This window comes from Paenibacillus sp. FSL R5-0636 (assembly GCF_037974255.1).
In the GTDB taxonomy this organism is placed as follows: Bacteria; Bacillota; Bacilli; order Paenibacillales; family Paenibacillaceae; genus Paenibacillus_AQ; species Paenibacillus_AQ odorifer.
Genome location: NZ_CP150232.1, coordinates 6757003 through 6779063, shown reverse-complemented (window position 1 = coordinate 6779063; position 22061 = coordinate 6757003). Strand labels below are relative to the sequence as shown.

Below are 22061 nucleotides of genomic sequence, written 5' to 3'. Positions count from 1 at the left end.
GTCTCAAGACAACAGACAGTTTAGCCGAAAGTATAATATAGTATAATAGTAAGAATGGACAACAGGAAAAGAGGAAACGAATGCCTACTATACTGGTTGCTGACGACGATGCGAACATTCGCGAACTTGTCTGTTTATTTCTCCGCAACGACGGATTCGAAACAGTTGAAGCTGTGGATGGCAAGGAAGCGCTCGCCGTATATGCTGGAACACATGTCGATCTTGTCGTGCTGGATATTATGATGCCAAATATGGATGGTTGGATGCTTTGTAAGGAGCTCCGCAGAGCTAATCCTGATCTTCCATTACTTATATTGACTGCCAGAGGCGAAACCTGGGAGAAAGTGAAGGGTTTCGAATTAGGCACGGATGATTATTTAACTAAACCCTTCGATCCTTTGGAGCTGACGGTTCGTGTTAGGTCATTGCTGAAACGATATCGGATTGGCTCCACGCAGATGATCCAAATTGGCAATGTAATCCTTGATCGGCAGACCTATAAGGTGATGAGAGGCACGGAGTCATTTGCCTTACCCCTCAAGGAGTTCGAATTGCTGTACAAGCTTGCTGGGACACCCGGACAAGTCTATACGCGCGAGCAGTTGATCGATCAAATTTGGGGAATTGATTATGCTGGAGATGATCGGACGATTGACGTGCATATTAAACGCCTGCGTGAACGGTTTGCGACTACCCCTGATTTTCGTATTGAGACGGTGCGTGGACTTGGCTACAGGCTTGAGGTGTACGAATGATTAGATCGATATATACACGCGTTGTACTGACCTTCCTAGCCTCCGTAATCGGGGGCACAATCATTGCTTTGTTTGTGGCAACTTGGGTATTCGAAGATAAACTGAACGAGAACACGCGAATTCCCTTATTGCATTTTGGACAGGATATTGTCAGGGTTTACGAGACCTTCCCATTTCGTGGAGCCAACTCTTTCGTAAGTGGAATGAAGCAGCTTGATTCCTACCACATCCGAATTTTCGATGAAGCGGGTAAATTCCAATCTTACGGAACGCTTAATGGGCACAAGCCGGTCCCTGTAACTATGGAAGAAATAAAAAAAGTTCTCGCAGGAGAAGTATATCAACCTCATAACAGGAATATTTCTGCGCTTCTCCTAGGCTTACAGTTGAGAACGGAAGACGGCACCAAAGCGATGTTTGTGGAGACGCTTAATCCCCCTTCCGTCACTGCCAGAAGGAACTTGGTATTAAATTTCTTGCTCTATTCATTGATAGCTGGAAGCCTCTTGATTCTGGTAGCTGCAATGTTCTTAGTCAGACCGATCAAGAAGCTAACCAAAGCGACCAGACGAATAGCAGCTGGTGATTTTAACGTCGAGCTGAATATTAAACAAACCGGTGAGCTAGGTACCTTGGCTCGCAGCTTTGAAGAAATGATGCACGATCTGCAGCAGCTTGAGCAGATGCGTAAGGAGTTTGTATCCAATGTGTCGCATGAGGTCCAGTCTCCGCTCACCTCAATATCTGGGTATGCGATTGCGCTCAAGCGAGTAGATCTTGCAGAACAAGAGCGAAATCGTTATCTGGATATTATTATCGCTGAAGCAGAACGGATGTCTAAAATGAGTGACAGCCTGCTGAAGCTGAGTTTATTAGAATCGCAGTCCCAGCAGCTACGGCTAACTACATTCAATCTGGACGAACAGATAAGAAGAGTAATCGTAGCAATTCAGCCGCAATGGTCAGCTCGTAACATCAGCTTCGACCTTGATCTGAAGCCTATTATCCTACTGGCTGATTATGACCTGTTAAGTCAGGTATGGACCAATCTCCTTGGCAACAGCATCAAGTTTTCTAAGGATAACAGTGTAATTAACGTCAGCCTCAAACAAGATATCAACAACGTGACCGTTCGGATAACAGACACTGGCATCGGGATTTCACTTGAGGATCAGCAACGTATATTTGAACGGTTCTTTAAGGCTGATCGATCCCACAGTCGTAAATATGGTGGCAGCGGGATGGGACTTGCCATTGTTAAACAGATCGTAACGCTTCATAAAGGGGATATCCGCGTGGAAAGCGAACCCGGTCAAGGAACGACCATCGTTGTCACCCTGCCAATTATAGCGCCGACAGAGTAATTAGCTTCCAGGCGGTGCCTTGCGAGGGCTTGGATGCATCCCGTATTTTTCATTGCTACAGCAGTACTGGCAAGTTTTCTTGTCTTGTGCTGCCGTAGCATTTTTTTTACCTGTTCATTTTCAGTTCATATTGCCGTCATGAGGGGTACATCTTTGTTAGTTATGATCTCATTAGCGAAACATTAAGAGAGCTTAATAAACAGATTAAAGACAGGAGAAGATGAGGGTGACACAACAAGCGGACAAAAAAACGGGGAATGGACAGAAAAAACATAAACCGCGTAACCTGTTGCTCAAAATACTAGGAGCAATAGTGATCGTGGTCGTACTTTTTCTAGCCGTTGTCTATACAGTTAATGTGATCAGCAACAAAACAGACCAGAAAAAAATACAGCACTATGGTCAGTTAGTCCCTGTTGACGGGAAAAATATGAATGTTTTGATTCAAGGAGAAGGTAAACAGACGATCGTGCTCATACCAGGCTTTGGAACAGGAGCACCAGCGCTTGATTTCAAGCCGTTGATTGATGAGTTATCACCATTCTACAAAGTGGTGGCGGTTGAACCGTTTGGATATGGACTCAGTGATGAAACGAAAAAAGAACGAACTACAGAGAATATCGTTAGTGAAATTCATGAAGCCGTTCAGAATCTTAACATTGACCAATACATTCTAATGGGCCACTCGATTGGGGGTATTTACGGATTGGAATATGCGAAGAAATATCCAAACGAAGTGAGTGCTTTTGTGGGTATTGATAGTAGTGTTCCGGAGCAAGGCGGTATGGATGTTAAATTCCCAATTAAAAAATTAAAGCTGCTTAAAGATTCAGGGATCATAAGATTGGGCTTGCAATTAAGCGGTGACCCTTATGATGGACTGCCATTTGATGATGAAACCAAAAAACAAATGAAATTGATTTCGCTTAAAAATATGAACAATTCCACTACCTTAAATGAAATGGAACATATTTATCCTAACTTTGTTGCCTCCAGAGGCTTAACATTCGACAAGAATCTTCCCATTATCTTCTTTATACAAGCGAATAATACTACCGTGAAAGACTGGATTCCTCTGCATGAAGGGCAAGTCAAGGATTCTGTGCATGGAAAAGTAATGACATTTGAAGGCGGACATTACTTACATCATTCAAAATCGAAAGAAATCGTAGAGAACCTAAGGGTATTCATGGAAGAAGTTAAATAAAAAGAAGAAAACGCTCCGAACTCCTCATATGAGGGGGCGGGGCGTTTTTTTGGTTGTGATCGAAGATTATTTGATGCCGATTCTCATTCGGTAGCTGATCAGAACCTCTAATGTTCTGCCTTGAAAATGCTGTTCAACCGCGGCGGTGTAAGCGGCGATATCTTGCTCAAGCAAGGTAGCGTCTAGTTTCATTACGGTTTGCACTCCCCCTTGACTTAGGGTTAAACCGATATATCGCTGGGCGTCGCAGGACTCAAGGTTGTGGAATACGATTTCTCTGGCAAAAGAGAAGGCCCCACTAGCTTTGATCCGTGACAAATGGCCTTCTTTGTCCCATTTATGTGCTCTCTCCTCATTAGGCAAAAGCGAAGCCAGCCATTCTTCTGTTTTGGAGATCAGCTGGTTGTATTGTTCTTCTACATTTTGCTGAAGAGATAAAGGCCAATCGCAATCGTAGGCGGCAAATACTCCGCCTTTTTTTAAGACCCGGGAGATTTCTTGCAGTGTAGTTTCAGGATCCATCCAGTGGAATGATTGCGAGCAGGTAACTATGTCTACACTATCTGATGCAAGCGGAAGCTGGTTGGAGTAGCCTTGCACAAAAGTAATTGATTGGGGTGCTTCTAATCTGCTAAGTTTATCGATTGCTTTTCCCAACATATCTGGATTAGGCTCGACACCGATTACGCGTTCTGCGGCATCGTTCCAGAGAAAAGTAGACAAACCCGTACCGCAGCCTATATCTGCGACGAGTGAAGGGGTGGTACCCAAGTAATCTGTTAGCAATTTGATAATCATCTCAGGGGCTTCGGGACGGTAGCGGTCATATTCATTTTGAAAGCCCAGAAAGCGGTCGATGTTTTGTTTGCTGTTTTTTTCAGGTATCATGTGATCCTCCCTCATAGATCATGTTTATAGGTCTATTGTATAATCACTGGTTCGATAAGCCAAATAATGGCTGGCTGGAAGGTTGCGCAGAATAAATAAAATCCCCGGAGAACACCTTATAGGTGTAGCCGGGGATTTTTAAACTATCTGGTAAATGCTAACGAAGCAGTGCTGGATCAATTGCAGGCACAAGTCCTTCTGCCGCAGCACGATTAAGCAGGGCAGAGATTGCGGCATAGCCGTCATCACCCAGATTCATCGAGAAGTCATTCACGTAGAGATCGATGTGGGATTTAGCCACTTCAGGAGCCAACTCTTGAGCATGGCTAAGCACATAGTCTCTGGAGTCCGTTGGATGATCCCACGCATACTGAAGAGAGCTGCGAATCCAGCCGGTGATAGCATCGGCATCTAAATCACGGCGGGCAATGATAGCGCCGAGAGGAATGGGCAGTCCGGTATCGCTTTCCCACCAGCTGCCTAGATCAGTCAGCATATTAAGACCATAAGAGGCGTAAGTGAAGCGGGCTTCGTGAATTACCAGCCCTGCATCGATATGGCCATCCCGTACGGCAGGCATAATCTCATCGAAAGGCATTACGACTATTTCGCCGATGCCTCCAGTTACATTTTGTGCTGCCCATAATCGGAAAAGCAAATAAGCCGTAGAGCGTTCGCTAGGTACAGCAATCCGGCGTCCGGCTAGCTTTTCTGGGCGTTTGACCGCATGGGGTCCACTTGCTGTAAGCAGCAGCGGGCCGCAGCCGCGTCCTAAAGCGCCGCCGCATGGCAGCAGTTTGTACCGCTCCAGAACCCAAGGCAGAGCAGCGTAGGAGATTTTGAGGACTTCTGGTCCTTCTCCGTCAGCAGCCAGCGTATTGGTAATATCAATGTCGGCATAGGTTACATTCAGCTTAGGTGCATTCGGGACAAGCCCGTGCGCCCAGGCATGAAATACAAAGGTATCGTTAGGGCAAGGGGAAAAAGCGATATTAAGCTCAGTTGTCATTACAGCACCTCCAGTAATATAGCGGCTGCCGCCGTTAATGCTTCCATTGCATCACCGATCTTCCAAGCGGCCCGGTCGCGGGGACCGACCGGGTTCGAGATGGCGCGGAGCTCCAGTACCGGGAGCCCCAGCGCCTGGGCGGCCACGGCGACTCCGTGGCCTTCCATCGCTTCCGCGACGGCATGGGGATGCCGCGCGAGATGGGCGGCGGCCGTCTCCGCGGTGCCGGTCGCCGTCGAGACCGTAAGCACGGTGCCCGTGCTTACGGGTAACCCGGCCGCTGCCAGCGCGGCCGAAACCGCTTGCACCGTGCCGCGGTCAGCCGGCACGGACACACTGCCGAAGCCGAGCTCGGCAGCGCTGCGGAAGCCCTCCGGCGTCTCGGCCCCGAGGTCGGCGGCAATCATCTCGCTGGCTACAACCAGGGAGCCTAAAGGTGCCAGCCCCGGGAATCCGCCGCCGATCCCGACGCTCAATACGCAGCCGTAAGAACCGGCTGCGAGTGCCGCGGCGGTTCCCGCCGCCGCCGCTGCCGGCCCTGCGCCGGCAGCGATAACATGGAACCTGTCGCTGCCTTGCAGGCCGCGCAGGACCGCGTCACGCTCCGCGTCTACGGCTGTCACGATCAGCACGCGTCGTGCTCCAGCCTGCCCTTCCATAGCTTCTTCGGTAGGGGTTGGATTGAACGAACTCATCAGGTCACCTCCTTTAGGGTATTGAAATCGCTTACTAAAGAGTCATTCGTAAAGACAAGAATACGCCCTTTTATAGGTCAGGTCAAACTTGGGGTGATTTTTATCACTCCCTGTAAAGTGTCAAAGGAAACTTACCGGTCTCTAGACGGAAGTGACTTTTTTAGCGATGAGGTTGACAAGGAGGATGGGAAGTCGTATAGTTATCTTAACTTAAAGATATTTAATGTAAAGACAAATAAATGGATTGAATACAAGTTTGATTGAAGTGGAGGTGGAATTGATGAGTGATAAACAAGTAAATCTGCGTAATACAGAGAGTGCACCTGACGAAGAACAAGCCGCCTCACTGAAATTGTTCGTAGTCTTATCTAAGGCTTATAAGAGCCTAATGGATCATGCGGTGAAGGATATGAAGAGTTATGGCTTGGCTTCGGCTGAATTCATGGTGCTTGAAGTACTTTACCATAGAACGCGGATTCCGCTGCAACAGATCGGGGAGAAAATTCTCGTTACGAGCGGAAGCATTACCTATAATATCGACAAGTTGGAGAAAAAGGGACTGCTGAAACGTGTACCCTGTAGCGAGGATCGCCGCGTTACTTATGCGGAGATTACGGATGCAGGCCGTGAACTGTTTGATGAGATTTTCCCTCGTCATGTAGCCTCAATTCATGATTTGATGGGTGGATTAGATAAGGAAGAGAAAGTCCAGGCTATCGAATTAATGAAAAAGCTTGGCAAAGGTGTGTAGGCGCTGCGAACATGACGAATAACTAGGCGCCTCTATAAGGTTGGAAGTAGTTCGGCTCCATCCTCATTCTCCCAACTCCAGTAAGTATAAGTGAAACCCTGCTTTTTTGGGTATATCACTAATAAGATATTTAACTTAACGAAGCCAGGTAGCCATTTACTTAAGATTACCTGATATTTCGACTGGGGGCTTGGCCATGAAATGGCAGGGAAGAAGAGGGAGTTCGAACGTGGAGGACCACAGAGGCATGAGCGGCGGCGGCAAGATGATTGGTGGCGGGATCGGAGGAATTATCCTTGTCCTGGTCATCACGTTACTCAGTGGAGGCAATGCCGGGGATATCCTGGGAAGTTTGACTTCCACAGGCTCCAGTTCAACGGCCCCTTATGAACAGACCGCAGAGGAGCAAGAGCTTGCGGAGTTTGTATCGGTAGTTCTTGCCGACACAGAGGAGGTTTGGGGTGAGATTTTTCAGCAGCAGGGAATGACCTATACGGACCCCACCTTAGTGCTATACAGTGGGAGTGTAGACTCTGCTTGCGGAACAGCGACCTCGGCAGTCGGTCCGTTCTACTGTCCGGGTGACGCCAAACTATATATTGATCTGAGCTTTTATGATGAGTTGCAGCAACGCTTCCATGCGCCGGGCGACTTCGCCATGGCTTATGTTATTGCCCATGAGGTTGGACATCATGTACAGACATTACTAGGCACCTCGAAACAGCTCGATTCCCTTCGTCAGACGTTGAGTGAGAAGGAGTACAACAAATATCAGGTTCGTTTTGAGCTGCAGGCTGATTATTTCGCCGGTGTCTGGGCCAATCATGCTCAGGGTATGAATCTGCTGGAGGAAGGCGACTTAGAGGAAGCTCTGGCAGCTGCAAGCGCCGTCGGCGATGATACGATTCAGAAGCAGGCTCAGGGCTATGCAGTGCCGGATAGTTTCACTCACGGTACCTCAGAGCAGAGAAAGCGCTGGTTCTACAAAGGTTTTAACTCGGGTACGATTAAGGGCGGCGATACGTTTAACGCCTCCGAGTTGTAGATAGAAGAGGGAAGAGGAGAGCAGCCCATAGGTTATTCCGGTTCGCCGGGCGCTCTTTTTTATCCAATATCTTAATGTTAAGATAATTAAATCAAAGGAATAGGGGAATGTAAAAATGATAAGTGTAGGACTGTTATTAATGAGATTGGTGATTGGACTTGCGTTTATAGGACATGGTGCACAAAAGCTATTTGGATGGTTCGGAGGTTACGGTCCGAAGGGTACGGGAGGCTGGATGGAGTCCATCGGAATCAAACCGGGTGTGACTATGGCGATTTTAGCAGGGATTATGGAGCTGGTGGGCGGATTTATGTTCGCGGCAGGACTGTTAACGCCTGTTGCAGCGGTGTTGATCGCTGCCACGATGCTGGGGGCAATCGTTAAGGTTCATGCTCCAAATGGTTTCTGGTCCACTTCGAACGGGATTGAGTTTCCGCTCACGGTTCTGGTATTTGCGGTAGGTGTGGCGCTTACGGGACCAGGTTCGATTTCTTTAGATGCATTGTTTTTTAACTAAGAAGGGAGTTTATAATAATGACACTTCAAACTGCAGGAATACACCATATTACAGCTTTTGTCGGAGACGCTCAGCGCAATGTTGATTTCTACGCCGGGATTCTGGGCCTACGGCTCGTGAAAAAAACGATTAATTTTGATGCTCCAGAGGTCTATCATTTATACTTTGGGAATGAGCAGGGTGCTCCGGGAACGATTATTACATTTTTCCCTTCACCTGTAGGGCGTAGAGGCAGAATCGGCAGTGGTCAAGTTGGCGTAACGATCTACGCAGTGCCGGTTGGTGCTCTGCAATTCTGGGAACAACGCCTTGCTGAATACGGAATTTCGGTTACAAAAGGAAGTCGGATCTCGGAACCCTATTTAGCTTTTGCCGATTACGACGGTCTGCGGATTGAACTGGTGGAACGTGAGGAAGGCCCGCTCAGTAAGTGGTCCTTTGGTGGGATTCCTACTAAATACGCGATCAAAGGTTTTGGCGGGGCTGTGCTGTATAGCAGCAATCCGTTGCAAACAGCTGAGACACTTGTTCATACGCTGGGCATGGAACAAATTGCTGACGGAGATGGATATACTCGGTATAGAACCAACGGGGAGCTAGGTAATATTATTGATTTGAAGACATCACCCGTTCCGCTCGGAGCGGGAGGTGCAGGGACAGTTCATCACATCGCGTGGCGGGCAAAGGATGATGCAGAGCAACTGGAATGGTCGCGCCATGTACAGAGTCATGGGCATAGACCTACACCCGTTCAAGACCGTCAGTATTTTAATGCGATCTATTTCCGTGAAAGAGGAGGAATCCTGTTCGAGATCGCTACAGATCCTCCAGGTTTTGCCCGTGATGAAGCCCCAGATGCGTTGGGTGAAAAGTTGATGCTGCCGTCCTGGTTTGAGCCGCATCGCGCGGCCATCGAAGAAAACTTAACGCCTATTCAAGTAAGAGAAATTGAGGTGAAGCAGGGATGATTCATGTATTCCGTAAAGGTAACGATATAACTAAACCTACGTTAGTGTTGTTTCATGGTACAGGTGGTAATGAGCAGGATTTGCTGCCGCTGGCTGAGATGTTATCCCCAGATTCATCGGTGCTAGGTATACGGGGCAATGTGCTGGAGAATGGCATGCCACGATTCTTCCGTCGGCTGGCAGAAGGAGTGTTCGATGAAGCGGACTTAGTTTTCCGTACCCATGAGATTAAGCAATTTCTGGATGAAGTGGCAGAAAAATACGGGTTTGATGCCAACAATCTGGTAGCGGTTGGTTACTCTAACGGTGCAAACATTGCTGGTAGCCTTCTGTTTCATTATAAGGACATTTTCCGCGCGGCAGTGCTGTTGCATCCGATGGTGCCATTACGCAATGTGGAGCTTCCTTCTCTTGAAGGGGTGTCTATCTTTATTGGGGCAGGTACGAATGATCCGCTAATAACATCTACGGAAACTCAGGAGCTAGAGGGGATTCTGCAGAAAGCAGGCGCTGAGGTTACAACCCATTGGGGCAACCAAGGTCACCGCTTGAGTATGGCGGAAGCCGAAGCCGCCAAAGATTGGCTGCAGGGATTTAGCACATCTCAAAATGCATAAAACAATTAGGATAACCGCCTTTTGGCGGTTATTTTTAAGTTATTAGCCCCGAATGAGGCCTTATAAAAGGATTGATCATTTGAGTTCCTTTACGTTAGTATGAAGAATACAAAAAAAGGCCCCCGGGTTGCTTTAGAAAGGTTGACGTAAGGATCATGATTGGAATGCAAAATGCTAATAAACTTGCTGTAGATGGACCCTCTAGGAAGCAGAGATTGCAACTTGCTGTTATTCTGGGCTCCATTACAACCATTGGGCCGTTGTCGATTGACATGTATTTGCCGGCGCTGCCTACACTTGTCGACGATTTCGGTACGACGGCTGCTTTGGTGCAGCTAAGTCTCACCTTCTTTTTATTGGGACTGGCCTCAGGTCAGTTAGTAGCTGGACCACTGAGTGATGTATATGGACGTCGCCGTCCACTGCTTATAGGGATGTTCATCTATGCCGTTTCCTCAGTGCTATGTGCTTTTAGTCCTTCGATTGGACTTTTAATTGTTTTGCGGTTTATTCAAGGTCTTGCTGGTTCAGTGGGTGTAGTTGTCTCTAGGGCGGCTGTGCGTGATCTGTATAGTGGCTCTGAACTAACGAAATTTTTCTCTTTATTGATGATTGTTAATGGTCTGGGTCCGATTTTGGCTCCAGTCATTGGAGGACAGCTTTTAAGAGTGACTACATGGCAGGGGATATTCCTCGTATTATTTGCTGCCGGAATTATCTTCTGCTTGACGATTCTCCTGCGCTTGCCTGAGACATTGCCGAAGGAGCGGCGCTCCAAGAGCGGGTTGAAGGGTACTCTGCTTACCTTTAAGGTGTTACTTGGCAACCGCAAGTTTATGGGTTATGCCTTGTCCCAAGGTTTTGTTACAGCGTCTATGTTCGCTTATATCTCAGGGTCATCTTTTGTTTTGCAAAATATTTTTGCGGTTACTCCGCAGGTATACAGTTTGATCTTTGCTGTGAACGGGATTGGGATTATTATTACAGGTCAAATCGCCGGCAGACTAGCTGGTAAGGTGAGTGAGACGAAGCTGCTGCTTAGCGGGTTGCTGCTCTGTACAACGGGGGGCGTCTTGCTGCTGCTTACGATCCTGGTAGGGGGAGGGCTGATCCCTATTCTAATCTGTCTGTTCGCTGTTGTCTCCAGTGTGGGGATTGTCGGAGCAACCAGCTTCTCACTTGCAATGCAGGACCAAGGAGAAGCCGCAGGCAGTGCTTCGGCTTTAATCGGACTGTTACCGTTGCTGCTTGGTAGCTGTGTAGCACCGCTTGTGGGCCTTGGGGGCGTAGACTCAGCACTTCCGATGGCGATTGTGATTGCCTGTACGGGTGTTCTCTCTATTCTGTCTTATTTTCTGTTGGTCAGACGGGGAAACACCAATTCCTAACAGCTTATCCTTATAACCTTGAAAGCGAGCAATACTTTCAGCAAACTTTCAGCGGGTTTTAACGTTCCTTATCTGCAAAAGGATTATATTGGAGGTAAGGAAGGGAGGGATGATTATGAGTATATCCGCAGTCTCAGGTTCTACATCGTATACCACCTCGACGTCTAGTACTACAGATACCAGCGCGCTCGAGAAACAAAAAGCGAAGCTGGAAGCCGAATTGGACAAGATTGATGCCAGCTCGGATGACGCGAAGACCAAAGAAACGAAAACGAAACAGATTGAGCAGCAGATCAAGCAGATCGAGGCACAGATTTCCCAGAAGTCGCAGAGCAGTGCTTCCGCAGCAAGCAGTAGTGCAGAAGCACCTGCCAAACCTGCAAACAATGCACTTGCTGCGGCAAGCCCGCAAGAGATCGCTAACGCAACAACGGATAGCCAAGGCAGATTTGATATCCGTGTATAAATCATACTAAATCATGTTACATAACAAAAAGGGCATCCTTTGCCGTGAGGGATGTCCTTTTTGTTATGTATTTTTAAGTTTAGACTACAATTTAAATGTTCTTTTATCACATTGTTGGCTAATACTAGAAAGATACCGCTAAAATAAAGTTCCGTCATATTGATCAGTCCAGCTTCGTAATATATTAACTATGCTTATCCTCATTTTCTATAAAATCTTTAACTGTTGCAGGGGTTAGGGATTTGCTGGCAGTCTAATAGAGTAGGTGTTGATTATCACGGGTCTTCTATTCCAAGAATTGCTATAATGGACTAGTTGTAAAAATTGTCTAGCACAACGTGTGTCAGCGGTAAAGGCAGGTGGGCTCATGTATTCAAAGCAACAGACACTAGAAAGATTCAAAATTGTAAGACTGATCTTATCTATCTATCGGATCCGGGCGGTCAGAGCTCTTTTTCCAGTGGCTATCATAGCGTTCGTATACTGGGAGGGGCAACATGAGCTGAAGCAGGTTCATTTAGGACTTATAATGCGTGAACTGAGGCGAGTACCTACGTCTGCTATTTTACAAATGATTGGTTTTGCACTTCTTTCCGTAGCTGTGATGAGTGCTTATGATTATTTGATTCGGGCACATTTTCGTTTAAAAGTAGGGCTGTGGAGTACCTTTCGGTATGCATGGATTGCTAATACATTTAATAACTTGATTGGGTTTGCGGGTCTGGCTGGAGTTGGTTTAAGGACGCTGCTGTATAAAAAAAGCGGGGTGCCGACCTCCGTGCTAACACCCGCCATTGTATTTCTGTCGCCGCTTATGATTACCGGGTTATCGCTACTTTCGTGGGCGAATATCTTTGGTTTACTCCCGGCAACGGCTTTGATGGAAGAACATCGCTGGCTGGTGTTTGCAGTATGGGGAATGGCGCTTTATTTGCCGGTTTTTGTGTTTGTACAGCGCTCATCGCTTTATGCGAAATGGATTAACCGGGGAAAAGGTAGAACACCATGGCTTACAGTCGTTAATTCCGTCGGTGCTTCCTTTCTAGAATGGAGCTTTGCTGGCGTGACGTTTTGGACCATCAGCAGCCATCTCTTGGATGAGGTCCATTTTATAGCTATCTTTGGTATATTTACGATTGCTGCCATTGCCGGCATCTTGAGTATGGCACCCGGCGGTATCGGTGCATTTGACCTTATTGCCTTGCTCGGGCTGACACAGCTTGGCTACCAGACCGATAAGGCGATGGCGGTGCTTGTCATCTTTCGATTGTTTTATTATGTCATTCCTTGGTTGATCGGATTGGTGCTGGCTGCACTGGAAATTGGTCTGCAAGGAAAAAAGGATCAAGATCGTTCAGTTCCAGGGTTCGAACCCTCTCTTAACAAATGGCAGAAGATCTGGGGCTGGCCGGGTCAGTATACCTTTCTGAGCGATCTTGGAATGTGGGCTCTTGGCAAGCTGGTACTAGCTAGCGGGCTTATTCTCTTACTATCTGCAGCAGTACCCGGATTGCTGTATAGGTTGAAGATTACGGAGGAAATATTGCCGTTTCCGGTAATGCAGCTATCTCATCATCTGTCTGTACTTATTGGTTTTATGCTGATTTTATTGTCGCGGGGCATTACATTGCGGGTTCATAGTGCATATGTATGGACTAGCATACTTCTGTTTATTGGATCGTTGTTTGCAGTCACTAAGGGTTTTGATTATGAAGAGGCACTGTTGCTACTTATAGTAGCGCTTATTCTTTGGATATCCAGATCGCGGTTTTATCGGATTAGTGCGCCAATCAGCAGGCAGAGCGCGATCCGGTGGTTTGTCCTCACTTCAGTGATTGCACTAAGCTACTATCTGATGGGCTGTTATGTACATCGTGGATTTCTGAAGCATCTGCCTCCGGGTGTGCAGCCTGAATGGTTGCAGCGGTATAGTCATGTTGCATTTACGGCAGTGGGGGGATTGGTCTTGTCTTGGGTACTGCTCATAATGTGGGTAAACCTCAGGCCCCATCATAAGGAGAACGAGCTGTTCGGGACCTTGGATGTAGCTAAGCTGAAACATTTTCTAGATGGAGTTCAAGGCAATACCTTAACGCATACGTTATTTTTGGGTGATAAGGGCTTCTTCTGGGCTCAGAACGATAAAGTGCTGCTCGCTTTCGCCAGAGTTAGGGATAAGCTCGTTGTGCTGGGTGATCCGCTGGGAGAGAGAAGCTTAATAAATGAAGCCATCAGTGAATTTAGACAAGCTGCAGATCAGTATGGTCTGGTTGTAGTTTTCTATCAAGCTTCATCTGCTTTTTTATCGGTCTATCAGGAGCAGGGCTATCGCTTTTTTAAGCTGGGTGAAGAGGCAGCGGTAAGCCTTGATAACATTGCACTCAGTGGTCTGAAGAAAGGTGATCTGCAAAGTGTAAGCGATCGTTTTGAACGGGAAGGCATGTTTGTTGAAATTACAGAAGCGCCGCTTGCTGATAGTTTGCTGAGAGAACTGCGAGCGATTTCGGACGAGTGGTTGAATGGCCGAGCGGAAAAGGGTTATTCGTTAGGCTGGTTTAAGGTCGACTATCTGCAACTGGCTCCCATTGCGGTGCTGCGGAACGCCAAAGGTACAATACTGGCATTTGCTTCTATTGCCCCGGGGTATGATCAAGGATTGACCCTGTCCGTAGATTTGTTGCGCCAGCGGAAGAATGTCCCAAACGGGACGGTAGATTATTTATTGGTTTGTATGTTGGAATGGGCGAAGTCCAAGGGGTATCGGCGATTTAATCTAGGCAACACTCCTCTATCATCCAGTGGGGGGCAGGACCCCGGAGCTCTGAAGGAGGAGAAGCTGGCTCATCAAGTGTTTAATAGAGGTGGGCATGGGCATGGTTACGGTTTTGCCAGATTGCGTCGTTACAAGGAAAAGTTCAATCCAGAGTGGGAGCCGCGTTACTTGGCTTATCCAGCGTCCCTAACATTACCCGTCTTAACGCTGGATCTGGTGAGGCTTGTATCCCGACATCCGGAGCATAAAGCGAATAACTAAAAAAAGGTGCCCAACGCCAAACGGCGTTGGGCACCTTTTTAATCAGGTACAAGTGATTTACTTCTTGTCAGCTTCTGCATCCGGCAGAGCCCAGACGGAGACGCTGCCGCCATTGACCGGGAAGGTCGCCCAACCATCTTTTTCAATGGTTATGGTGGCTTTATGGTTATGGGTGAAATCCACCCATGCTTCACCGGCGCGATGTTCTCCTACGAACATTCTCTTCTGGCCATTCTCACCATTACTGATCACCACCGCACAACCGGAGTGTTCAATATCCTCCACGCCGAGCCGTGTCCAGCCAATCGTGTTAGGATGATCGAAATAATCCTTCTGTTCACCATAAGCTTTGTGATAGCGGGTATACAGCAGAGGGTCAATCGCATCTTTTTTACCTGCTACAGGTGTTGGTCCTTCGATCCCATAATAATCCCCGTAAAAGACCACAGGATATCCATCCCGTCGCAGCAGGATAAGCGCGTAAGCACTTTGCTTGAACCAATCATCAACCCAGGATTCCAGGGCTTCGTGAGGCTGAGAATCATGATTGTCAACGAAGGTTACAGCATTGGTGGGATGGGTCTGCACCAGTGTGTCATCAAGAATTTTGGTCAGATCATAGTTTCTGCCCTCCAAGGAAGCTGAATGCAGCTTGTAGTGAAGGGATACATCGAAGAGGTCAATTTTATAATCGACGGTATTCAGAAATTGTCGGCAGGACTCTAAGTCGGAATTCCAGAATTCACCGACGATATAGAAGTCCTTCTCACATTTATTAAACATCTCTACCGCGAATTCTTTAACAAACTCATGGTTGATATGTTTGATGGCATCCAAGCGGAAGCCGCTGCAGTGGAGGGTGTCCACCAGCCATTTTCCCCATTGGATCATTTCTTTTTTGACTTCCGGATGGCTGTAATCAATATTAGCGAACATTAGATAATCATAGTTTCCGAACTCGTCGTCAACATTCTGATTCCATGCTTTATTCTCGCCTACTATGCGGAATACGCCGGTTCGCTCTTCTTTGGCGTCAAAGTCAGTGCCGTTAAAATGATTGTGATTCCACTTAAAGGCAGAGTGTTCATTCCCGCGGCCAGGGAAGGTGAATTTTGTCCAGCCCTCAATCTCGAAAGGTTTCGAAATTTCTTTCATCCGATCATTGGGGTCGACCTCGATGACTTGGAATACTTCTTTTTCATCCGCGCCTGCCTTATGATTCATGACCAAATCAACGTAAACGGCGATGCCATTCTTTTGACATTCCGAAATTGCGTTGATCAGTGCTTGTTTGGTGCCATATTTGGTGCGTACCGTACCTTTTTGGTCATATTCGCCCAGATCGTATAGATCATACACGCCATAGCCTGTATCTTCTGCGGAGACGGCCTTTGTCACAGGAGGTACCCAAACAGAATCAATGCCTACGGCTTTTAGCGCGGGTGCAGTTTCTTTTAAGCGATCCCAGTGTTTCCCGTCCGCAGCAACATGCCATTCAAAAAACTGCATCATTGTATGGTTCCTCATTATTTCTTACGCCTCCATATCCCATCAAGCAAATTTTACTCTCAACACTCTGATTAGTTTTTCAGATAACTCTTATTAAACTTAAAAACAGACTATGAAAAATAAGGCCAGTTGTTGAATGCGCAGGAAGGGACATGATTGTCATTAAACAGGTTTGAAAAGAATGATTTCTGACCTTTGGGAGAGATGCACAGCGTTGCGTCCATTCCGTTTAGAGCTATACAGAGCATGGTCGGCCTCAGATAGCAGTTCTTCTAGAGTAGCCTCTGGACTTAGGGCCTCCACAACTCCAAAGCTGGCGGTCACATTAATGGGCCCGATGACGGTATATAAGGTGCTTTGTTCAATATCCGCGCGGATAGTTTCGCAGAGCAATGCAGCTTGCTTAAGCGACGTCTCTGGCAGACAGATCACAAATTCCTCGCCACCATAACGGCCAAAGAGATCTCCCTCCCGCAGATGTCTGCTGCACACTTGGACAATATGCTGGAGAGCTTGATCTCCGTATTGATGTCCATAGCGGTCATTAATGCTCTTGAAGAAGTCCACATCCAGCAAAATCATAGATAATGAACTTCGCAGGTTGGCGGACCGGGCAAGCAGAGCTCGACTCAGCTCCAAAAAATAGGAGCGGTTATAGATACCGGTTAGGCTGTCCATCGTAGCCAATAGGCGCAGCTTCTCCTGAAGCAGTATTCGTTCAGTCACGTCAATCAGCATGATCATCTGTCCTGCTATGTGCCCCTCTTGTTTTTGTACCGGAGAGGAGCGGATTTGATAATAGCAGACCTCCTCTGCTTTGTTCCAAGCCACTTCCCGTTCTTCGCGCAACAGCGGCTCGGCGTCCATCACATAGGACAAGGCGTCTTTGCCTGCGTTAAGAAACAATTGCGCTAGCGGTTTGCCAATCGATGAGGAGTTGAGCCCCTCTATCATATCCGCGGCTGCACGATTGTAATCGACGAGCATGTCCGAGCGGTCGGTGACAAGCACTCCCTCCCGCATGCTCTCGAAGAGATTCTCACGAGCAATAGGCGCAGCCGTTAACATGCCCCGGGATAAAATAGCCCAAATATATAGGGAGGAGGTCAGGCTCATAATGATCGGGACGGGATCCATTCCGTAAGGAGTCAAGCCCATCAGATACAAAAAAGAGCCAAGTGTTGGAAGGCTTAACCCGATTATTATTGTGATGATCTGCCTGCGGTATACCCGCTTCATCCGGTTCCACTGCCATATCATGAGGCAAATGGCTGCCAGCAGACAGCCAAAAGTAAAGCTGCCGTGAACGATATACCAAGGTCCCATCACAACATCAACGAGTGGGGTGGGCGTATTTTCCCGTAAATAAATGGATTTATAGAAGAGATGATGGTAATCATTGGTCCAAACCAGCAGCGTTGTAATGAACGGAATGATAAATAACGCCGCCCGTATGCCTTTTTTAAACAGCGTCTCCAGCCCAACGAAATGGATCACCATGATTAGACTAGCTGGCGCAATGAAGGGCATCCCCAGATATTCTAACTTAATCCAGAAGCTGATTTCCTCCAGGGTTTTCCCCGATAACTCTAATGCGAAGCCGAAGGTGTAAATAGCAGAGGTAAAGGAGCTTATAACAAAAGCCCTGATTCCTAAGAAATCAGTTTTTTTATAGTAGGCGAAAAGGGCTAGTAAGACACTCAGCACACCTGATATAGCAACAATTACAATATAATTCGAGATTATAGATCCCATGGGTCTATTGTCACCTGCCGAGGAAAGATATGGATAAATATTACCACATATCTACGGATATAAAAAAAATACTTCGGGTTTGTAGTCAAAAAAATGTCTCCTAGACAAAATGACGCAATTTAACAGGAGCTATTTTACTAATTGTCTAGTGAGAGTCCAGTGAGCAGCGTGTAACATGTTAGTTAATACTACATGCGATAGAAGTTTTCTTGATCTTATCTATATTACGTCAGTTTATATAACATTATAAACATGACTTATTTTGAAAAGGGGGGCTGAGGATGTCATCACTAGCGACAAATATTCCTGAGATTCAGCTGGAGAATGTTGAAATGCGTTATCGGACAGAAGCTGCGGAAGTGCTTGCCCTGCATCAGGTGAGTCTTGATATTGCAAAAGGGGAGTTCGTCTCCTTACTCGGACCTTCCGGATGTGGCAAAACGACGCTGCTTAGACTGATGGCTGATCTCATAGCGCCAACAGGCGGGAACATTGTGGTAGCGGGGAAAAGTGCCAGAGAAGCCAGGCTGGCGCAAAAATATGGCATTGTTTTTCAAAGTCCAGTGTTATACGACTGGCGGAAAGTGAAGCATAACATCACTTTGCCACTGGAGCTGATGGGGGTGAAGAAGTCGATCCGTGAGGAAAAGGCGATGGAGCTTCTTGATCTGGTGGGGCTGCAGAGCTTTGCGGATAAATATCCGTGGCAGCTCAGTGGCGGGATGCAGCAGCGTGTAGCGATTGCCAGAGCGCTATCGATGGAGCCGGAAATTCTGCTCATGGATGAGCCGTTCTCTGCGCTGGATGAATTTACGCGTGAGCGATTGAATGAAGAGTTATTGTCTGTCTGGAGTAAAGTGCAGAACACAATTGTTTTTGTAACTCATAGTATTCCTGAATCTATATTCCTCTCTGACCGGGTGTTTGTTCTTTCCCCGCATCCAGGTCGCTTGTCCGCTGTGGTTGAAATTCCTCTGCCACGTCCGCGAACGGAGGAAATGAGAAATAGCCCAGAGTTTTTCGAACTGATCGCACGTATTCGCGACAGCTTCGAAGGGGTGTAGTGATGAAAGGGGGCAGTATCTTTGTACGAGGTCGTCTGCTGCCGTTGTTCGTCTGGATTTTTGGTCTGCTGCTAGTCTGGGAAGGGACTTCCTGGATGCTGCTCCATGTGGTGGAGACACCGTTAGCACAGTCCAAGCTGCCATATGTTCATGAGGTGTTAGCTACCTTGTGGCAGTATGGAGGCACGCTCTTGAAGGAGGGGGCCGCGACCTTCGGTAATGCTGGCGTTGGCTTCCTGATTGGAGCGGTAGCTGGTGCCTCATTGGCGGTGCTGATGAGCTTGTCGAAGACAATAGAGCAATTAACTTTTCCTTATGCCATTGCCTCGCAGATGATTCCGATTCTGGGGTTGGCACCCATCATCTACGGGATTGTGCGCGATGAGCAGACCTCGCGGATTATTATTTCGGGATATATCACCTTTTTCCCGGTGGCTCTGAACATGCTGCGCGGCTTGCGGAGTGTAGATCCATCAGCGCTTGAATTGATGCATTCTTACGCGGCCAAACCTTGGGCGGTCTATTGGAAACTCAGATTCCCAGCGGCTTTGCCGGGTTTGTTCGGTGGACTTAAGATAGCTGCCCCGCTTGCTGTGACTGGAGCTATTCTGGTGGAGCTTATGGGTGCCCAGCATGGCATTGGTGTAATTATGCTGCGCAATCTCTATTATGGAAGCTCTCACACCTATATGTTCTGGTCTACGGTGATTGTGGGTGCCTTGCTGGGGATCGTAAGCTACTGGTTAATCAGTCTAATAGAACGTCTGGTAACGCCTTGGCAGCCTGAATATCGTCCGAAAGGAGGCAGCCGCTAATGGAAACTAATTCCGTTCGGGAGAACTCGTTTATAGGTTCTAGTGGTAAAGAAATGGCTCAGCCGGCGCTAACGGCTACACAAAAGAATGCTGTAGCCGTTCCGAAACCTGCGGAAGGTACGGCGAGTCGAGGCGGCTCACGAATGCTGAAGAGGATATTTAGCGCAGGGGTGCTGCTGCCTGTACTGGCAGGTCTGTTATTTCTTGCACTATGGGAATTTCAATTTTTTCATAAGATCTTTGATCTGAAAAAATATCAACTCCCGCTGCCTACAGCTATCGCCGAAACCATGGGAGATAATTTCAGCTTGTTGTTGTCCTATACCGGGTACACTCTTGCTGAAGCTGTGCTGGGAATGTTGGTTGGTTCTGCTATCGGCTTCCTGATCGCTTTAGTCGCTACGGCTTGGCCGCGCTGGGGGAGTGGAAGCTTGACGCTGGTTGCCGCCCTAAATGCTGTGCCCATCGTCGCCCTCGCGCCCATCATGAATCTGTGGTTTGGAGATGGGATAGGCTCACGAATTGCCATAGTAACAGCAACTACAATGGCAGCGATGGCGATCAACGCCTATAAGGGCATGGCGGCGATTGATCCATTGGCGCTGGATCTGATGCATTCTTATGCGGCAGGTAAACCGGCAGTGTTCCGTTATCTGCGGATTCAGAGCAGTCTGCCCTATGTATTTACAGCACTGAAGATTAATGCTACTGCCAGTATGATTGGCGCCATTGTTGGGGAATTCTTTTTCTCCTCAAAGGGGCTTGGATATCTGCTCTCCAATTCCATTAAAGTTGCCAAAATGCCACTGGGCTGGTCCTGTATTGTGCTGGCTGCAATTGCAGGCGTGCTCTTCTATTTAGTGGTTGAGCGGCTGGAGAAAGTATTCATTAAGTGGCATCCTTCGCAGCGTACTTAATCTCACCCTCATTACATCCGGCCATAGTGGGAATGGAAAAGAGAAACCGCCCGCGGCTGTATGCATAAACGCACCACGATGCTTGTCCATACTGTGCTTGTTACAAACTTAAATTACGATAGGGGGAGTTCGGTTGATGAACGGGAAAAAACGCAAATTTCGTAGTGGTTTGTTGGCAATCGTGATGATGTTGAGTGTTTCTTTAATGGCGGGTTGCGGTGGCAACAATAATAACTCGGCAGCTGAAGCTACGACTGCCCCTGAAGCATCAGCAGCTCCTGACGCAAGTGCTGCTACTGAACCGGCTGCTGATCCGGTTACAGTGAAGCTACAGCTGAAATGGGTGCCGCAGGCACAATTCGCTGGGTATTTTGTGGCGCAGGATAAAGGATATTACAAGGAAGAAGGCTTGGATGTAGAAATTCTGCCGGGTGGGCCTGATATCGTTCCGGAACAGCAAGTGGCAGGCGGCTCTGCAGATATCGGTGTGGGTTGGGTAGCCAGCTTGCTGCCGAGTCTTGAAGAGGGAATGCCGCTGGTGCAGATCGCGCAAATCTATCAAAAGAGCGGATTGGTCCTGGTTTCCAAAAAATCGGCGGGCATCAACTCAGCCGCTGATCTTAAGGGTAAAAAAGTAGGCAACTGGATGGGCGGCAACGAGTTTGAACTATTAGCGTTATTCGATAAATATAAGTTCGATCCGAATAAGGATCTGAGCTTTACGAAGCAAGGGTTCACGATGGATCAGTTCTTGGGCGATCAGATCGATGCGGCCTCAGCGATGACCTATAACGAGTACCAAGTAGTGTTGGAGTCAGGCATTAAGGCTGAGGATCTGAATGTCATCGACATGAATACGGAAGGCGTTGCGATGCTTGAGGATAACTTGTTCGCCAATAAGGAATGGCTTGCGGAGAACAAAGAGACTGCGGCAAAGTTTGTACGTGCCTCCCTGAAAGGCTGGAAAGATGCAATTGCTGATCCTGCAGCCGCAGTGGACAGTGTGATGAAACAAGCGGAAGACGGCAGTACAACGAAGGAACATCAGCTGACAATGATGACTGAGGTTGCCAAGCTGATTCTGCCTGAAGGCTTTGACAGTGCCAAGATGGGATATACCGATGCGGCGGCGTTCCAGCAAACTGCTGATATTTCGCTTAAATTTGGTGTCATTAAAGAACCGGTTAAGGTAGATGAGGCTTATACGAACGAAATCGTAGAAATGGCGGCAAAATAACCAGTTGAGCTCAAATGTTACAGTGGATGGCCGCCTGATCTGGCGGTCATCTATTATAAT

Annotated in this window: 20 protein-coding genes; 15 read left to right on the top strand and 5 right to left on the bottom strand. The window is 47.6% G+C overall.

What is annotated here, in order from left to right; all coding sequences use genetic code 11:
* Positions 1–80: 80 nt before the first annotated feature.
* From MKX34_RS30910 to MKX34_RS30900, 3 genes are all read left to right on the top strand, one after another.
* The gene (locus MKX34_RS30910) at positions 81–755 is read left to right on the top strand and encodes a response regulator transcription factor (protein WP_076272934.1); all 675 of its coding nucleotides are present in this window, start codon (positions 81–83) and stop codon (positions 753–755) included.
* Positions 752–2119 (top strand): HAMP domain-containing sensor histidine kinase, encoded by a 1368-nt coding sequence (locus MKX34_RS30905; protein ID WP_036682088.1) that lies wholly within the window; start codon positions 752–754, stop codon positions 2117–2119. The genes MKX34_RS30910 and MKX34_RS30905 overlap by 4 nt, the downstream gene beginning before the upstream one ends.
* Positions 2120–2345: 226 nt before the next feature.
* The gene (locus tag MKX34_RS30900; RefSeq protein WP_076297017.1) at positions 2346–3326 is read left to right on the top strand and encodes an alpha/beta hydrolase; all 981 of its coding nucleotides are present in this window, start codon (positions 2346–2348) and stop codon (positions 3324–3326) included.
* 66 nt (positions 3327–3392) lie between these two features.
* Here MKX34_RS30900 and MKX34_RS30895 read toward each other — a convergent pair whose 3' ends face one another.
* The 3 genes from MKX34_RS30895 to MKX34_RS30885 form a co-directional block, all read right to left on the bottom strand.
* Entirely contained in the window at positions 3393–4214 is an 822-nt protein-coding gene (locus MKX34_RS30895; RefSeq protein ID WP_076297018.1) for a class I SAM-dependent methyltransferase, read from the bottom strand.
* Between the two features lie 157 nt (positions 4215–4371).
* On the bottom strand, positions 4372–5223 hold the full coding sequence (locus MKX34_RS30890) for a 1,4-dihydroxy-6-naphthoate synthase (protein ID WP_076297019.1): 852 nt from the start codon (positions 5221–5223) through the stop codon (positions 4372–4374).
* Entirely contained in the window at positions 5223–5918 is a 696-nt protein-coding gene (locus MKX34_RS30885) for a futalosine hydrolase (RefSeq protein WP_081383981.1), read from the bottom strand. The genes MKX34_RS30890 and MKX34_RS30885 overlap by 1 nt, the downstream gene beginning before the upstream one ends.
* A 280-nt stretch (positions 5919–6198) precedes the next feature.
* Here MKX34_RS30885 and MKX34_RS30880 point away from each other — a divergent pair, with 280 nt between their 5' ends.
* The 8 genes from MKX34_RS30880 to mprF all read left to right on the top strand — a co-directional run bounded on the left by MKX34_RS30880 (position 6199) and on the right by mprF (position 14704).
* Entirely contained in the window at positions 6199–6669 is a 471-nt protein-coding gene (locus MKX34_RS30880) for a MarR family transcriptional regulator (protein WP_036682080.1), read from the top strand.
* Between the two features lie 196 nt (positions 6670–6865).
* Positions 6866–7714: a neutral zinc metallopeptidase gene (locus MKX34_RS30875; protein WP_076297020.1), complete on the top strand. Its 849-nt coding sequence runs from the start codon at positions 6866–6868 to the stop codon at positions 7712–7714.
* 115 nt (positions 7715–7829) lie between these two features.
* Positions 7830–8231, top strand: a complete 402-nt coding sequence (locus tag MKX34_RS30870; RefSeq protein WP_036682076.1) for a DoxX family protein — start codon at positions 7830–7832, stop codon at positions 8229–8231.
* A 17-nt stretch (positions 8232–8248) separates the two neighbouring features.
* A complete protein-coding gene (locus MKX34_RS30865; protein WP_076297021.1) occupies positions 8249–9199 on the top strand; it encodes a ring-cleaving dioxygenase in 951 nt (316 codons plus the stop codon).
* Positions 9196–9816, top strand: a complete 621-nt coding sequence (locus MKX34_RS30860; RefSeq protein WP_076297022.1) for an alpha/beta hydrolase — start codon at positions 9196–9198, stop codon at positions 9814–9816. Before MKX34_RS30865 ends, MKX34_RS30860 begins: the two co-directional genes overlap by 4 nt.
* Positions 9817–9980: 164 nt before the next feature.
* Positions 9981–11204 carry a multidrug effflux MFS transporter gene (locus MKX34_RS30855; RefSeq protein ID WP_036682442.1) on the top strand — a complete coding sequence of 408 codons (1224 nt, stop codon included), beginning with the start codon at positions 9981–9983 and terminating at the stop codon, positions 11202–11204.
* Positions 11205–11319: 115 nt separating this feature from the next.
* Positions 11320–11670 (top strand): FlxA-like family protein, encoded by a 351-nt coding sequence (locus MKX34_RS30850; RefSeq protein ID WP_076132668.1) that lies wholly within the window; start codon positions 11320–11322, stop codon positions 11668–11670.
* Positions 11671–12037: 367 nt separating this feature from the next.
* The gene (mprF, locus tag MKX34_RS30845; RefSeq protein WP_076297023.1) at positions 12038–14704 is read left to right on the top strand and encodes a bifunctional lysylphosphatidylglycerol flippase/synthetase MprF; all 2667 of its coding nucleotides are present in this window, start codon (positions 12038–12040) and stop codon (positions 14702–14704) included.
* 57 nt (positions 14705–14761) lie between these two features.
* Here mprF and MKX34_RS30840 read toward each other — a convergent pair whose 3' ends face one another.
* Complete coding sequence (locus MKX34_RS30840; protein ID WP_036682065.1) at positions 14762–16234, bottom strand: alpha-amylase; 1473 nt, start codon at positions 16232–16234, stop codon at positions 14762–14764.
* A 141-nt stretch (positions 16235–16375) separates the two neighbouring features.
* Positions 16376–17968 (bottom strand): histidine kinase N-terminal 7TM domain-containing protein, encoded by a 1593-nt coding sequence (locus tag MKX34_RS30835; protein ID WP_076222363.1) that lies wholly within the window; start codon positions 17966–17968, stop codon positions 16376–16378.
* Between the two features lie 281 nt (positions 17969–18249).
* On the opposite strand from MKX34_RS30835, the gene MKX34_RS30830 reads away from it, so the two are divergent.
* From MKX34_RS30830 to MKX34_RS30815, 4 genes are all read left to right on the top strand, one after another.
* A complete protein-coding gene (locus tag MKX34_RS30830; RefSeq protein ID WP_076297024.1) occupies positions 18250–19032 on the top strand; it encodes an ABC transporter ATP-binding protein in 783 nt (260 codons plus the stop codon).
* A gap of 2 nt (positions 19033–19034) precedes the next feature.
* A complete protein-coding gene (locus MKX34_RS30825) occupies positions 19035–19847 on the top strand; it encodes an ABC transporter permease (RefSeq protein WP_051491222.1) in 813 nt (270 codons plus the stop codon).
* Positions 19847–20764, top strand: coding sequence for an ABC transporter permease (locus MKX34_RS30820; RefSeq protein WP_081383982.1), 918 nt, complete (start codon positions 19847–19849; stop codon positions 20762–20764). Before MKX34_RS30825 ends, MKX34_RS30820 begins: the two co-directional genes overlap by 1 nt.
* A 136-nt stretch (positions 20765–20900) precedes the next feature.
* Complete coding sequence (locus MKX34_RS30815) at positions 20901–22001, top strand: ABC transporter substrate-binding protein (protein ID WP_076297025.1); 1101 nt, start codon at positions 20901–20903, stop codon at positions 21999–22001.
* Positions 22002–22061 lie beyond the last annotated feature (60 nt).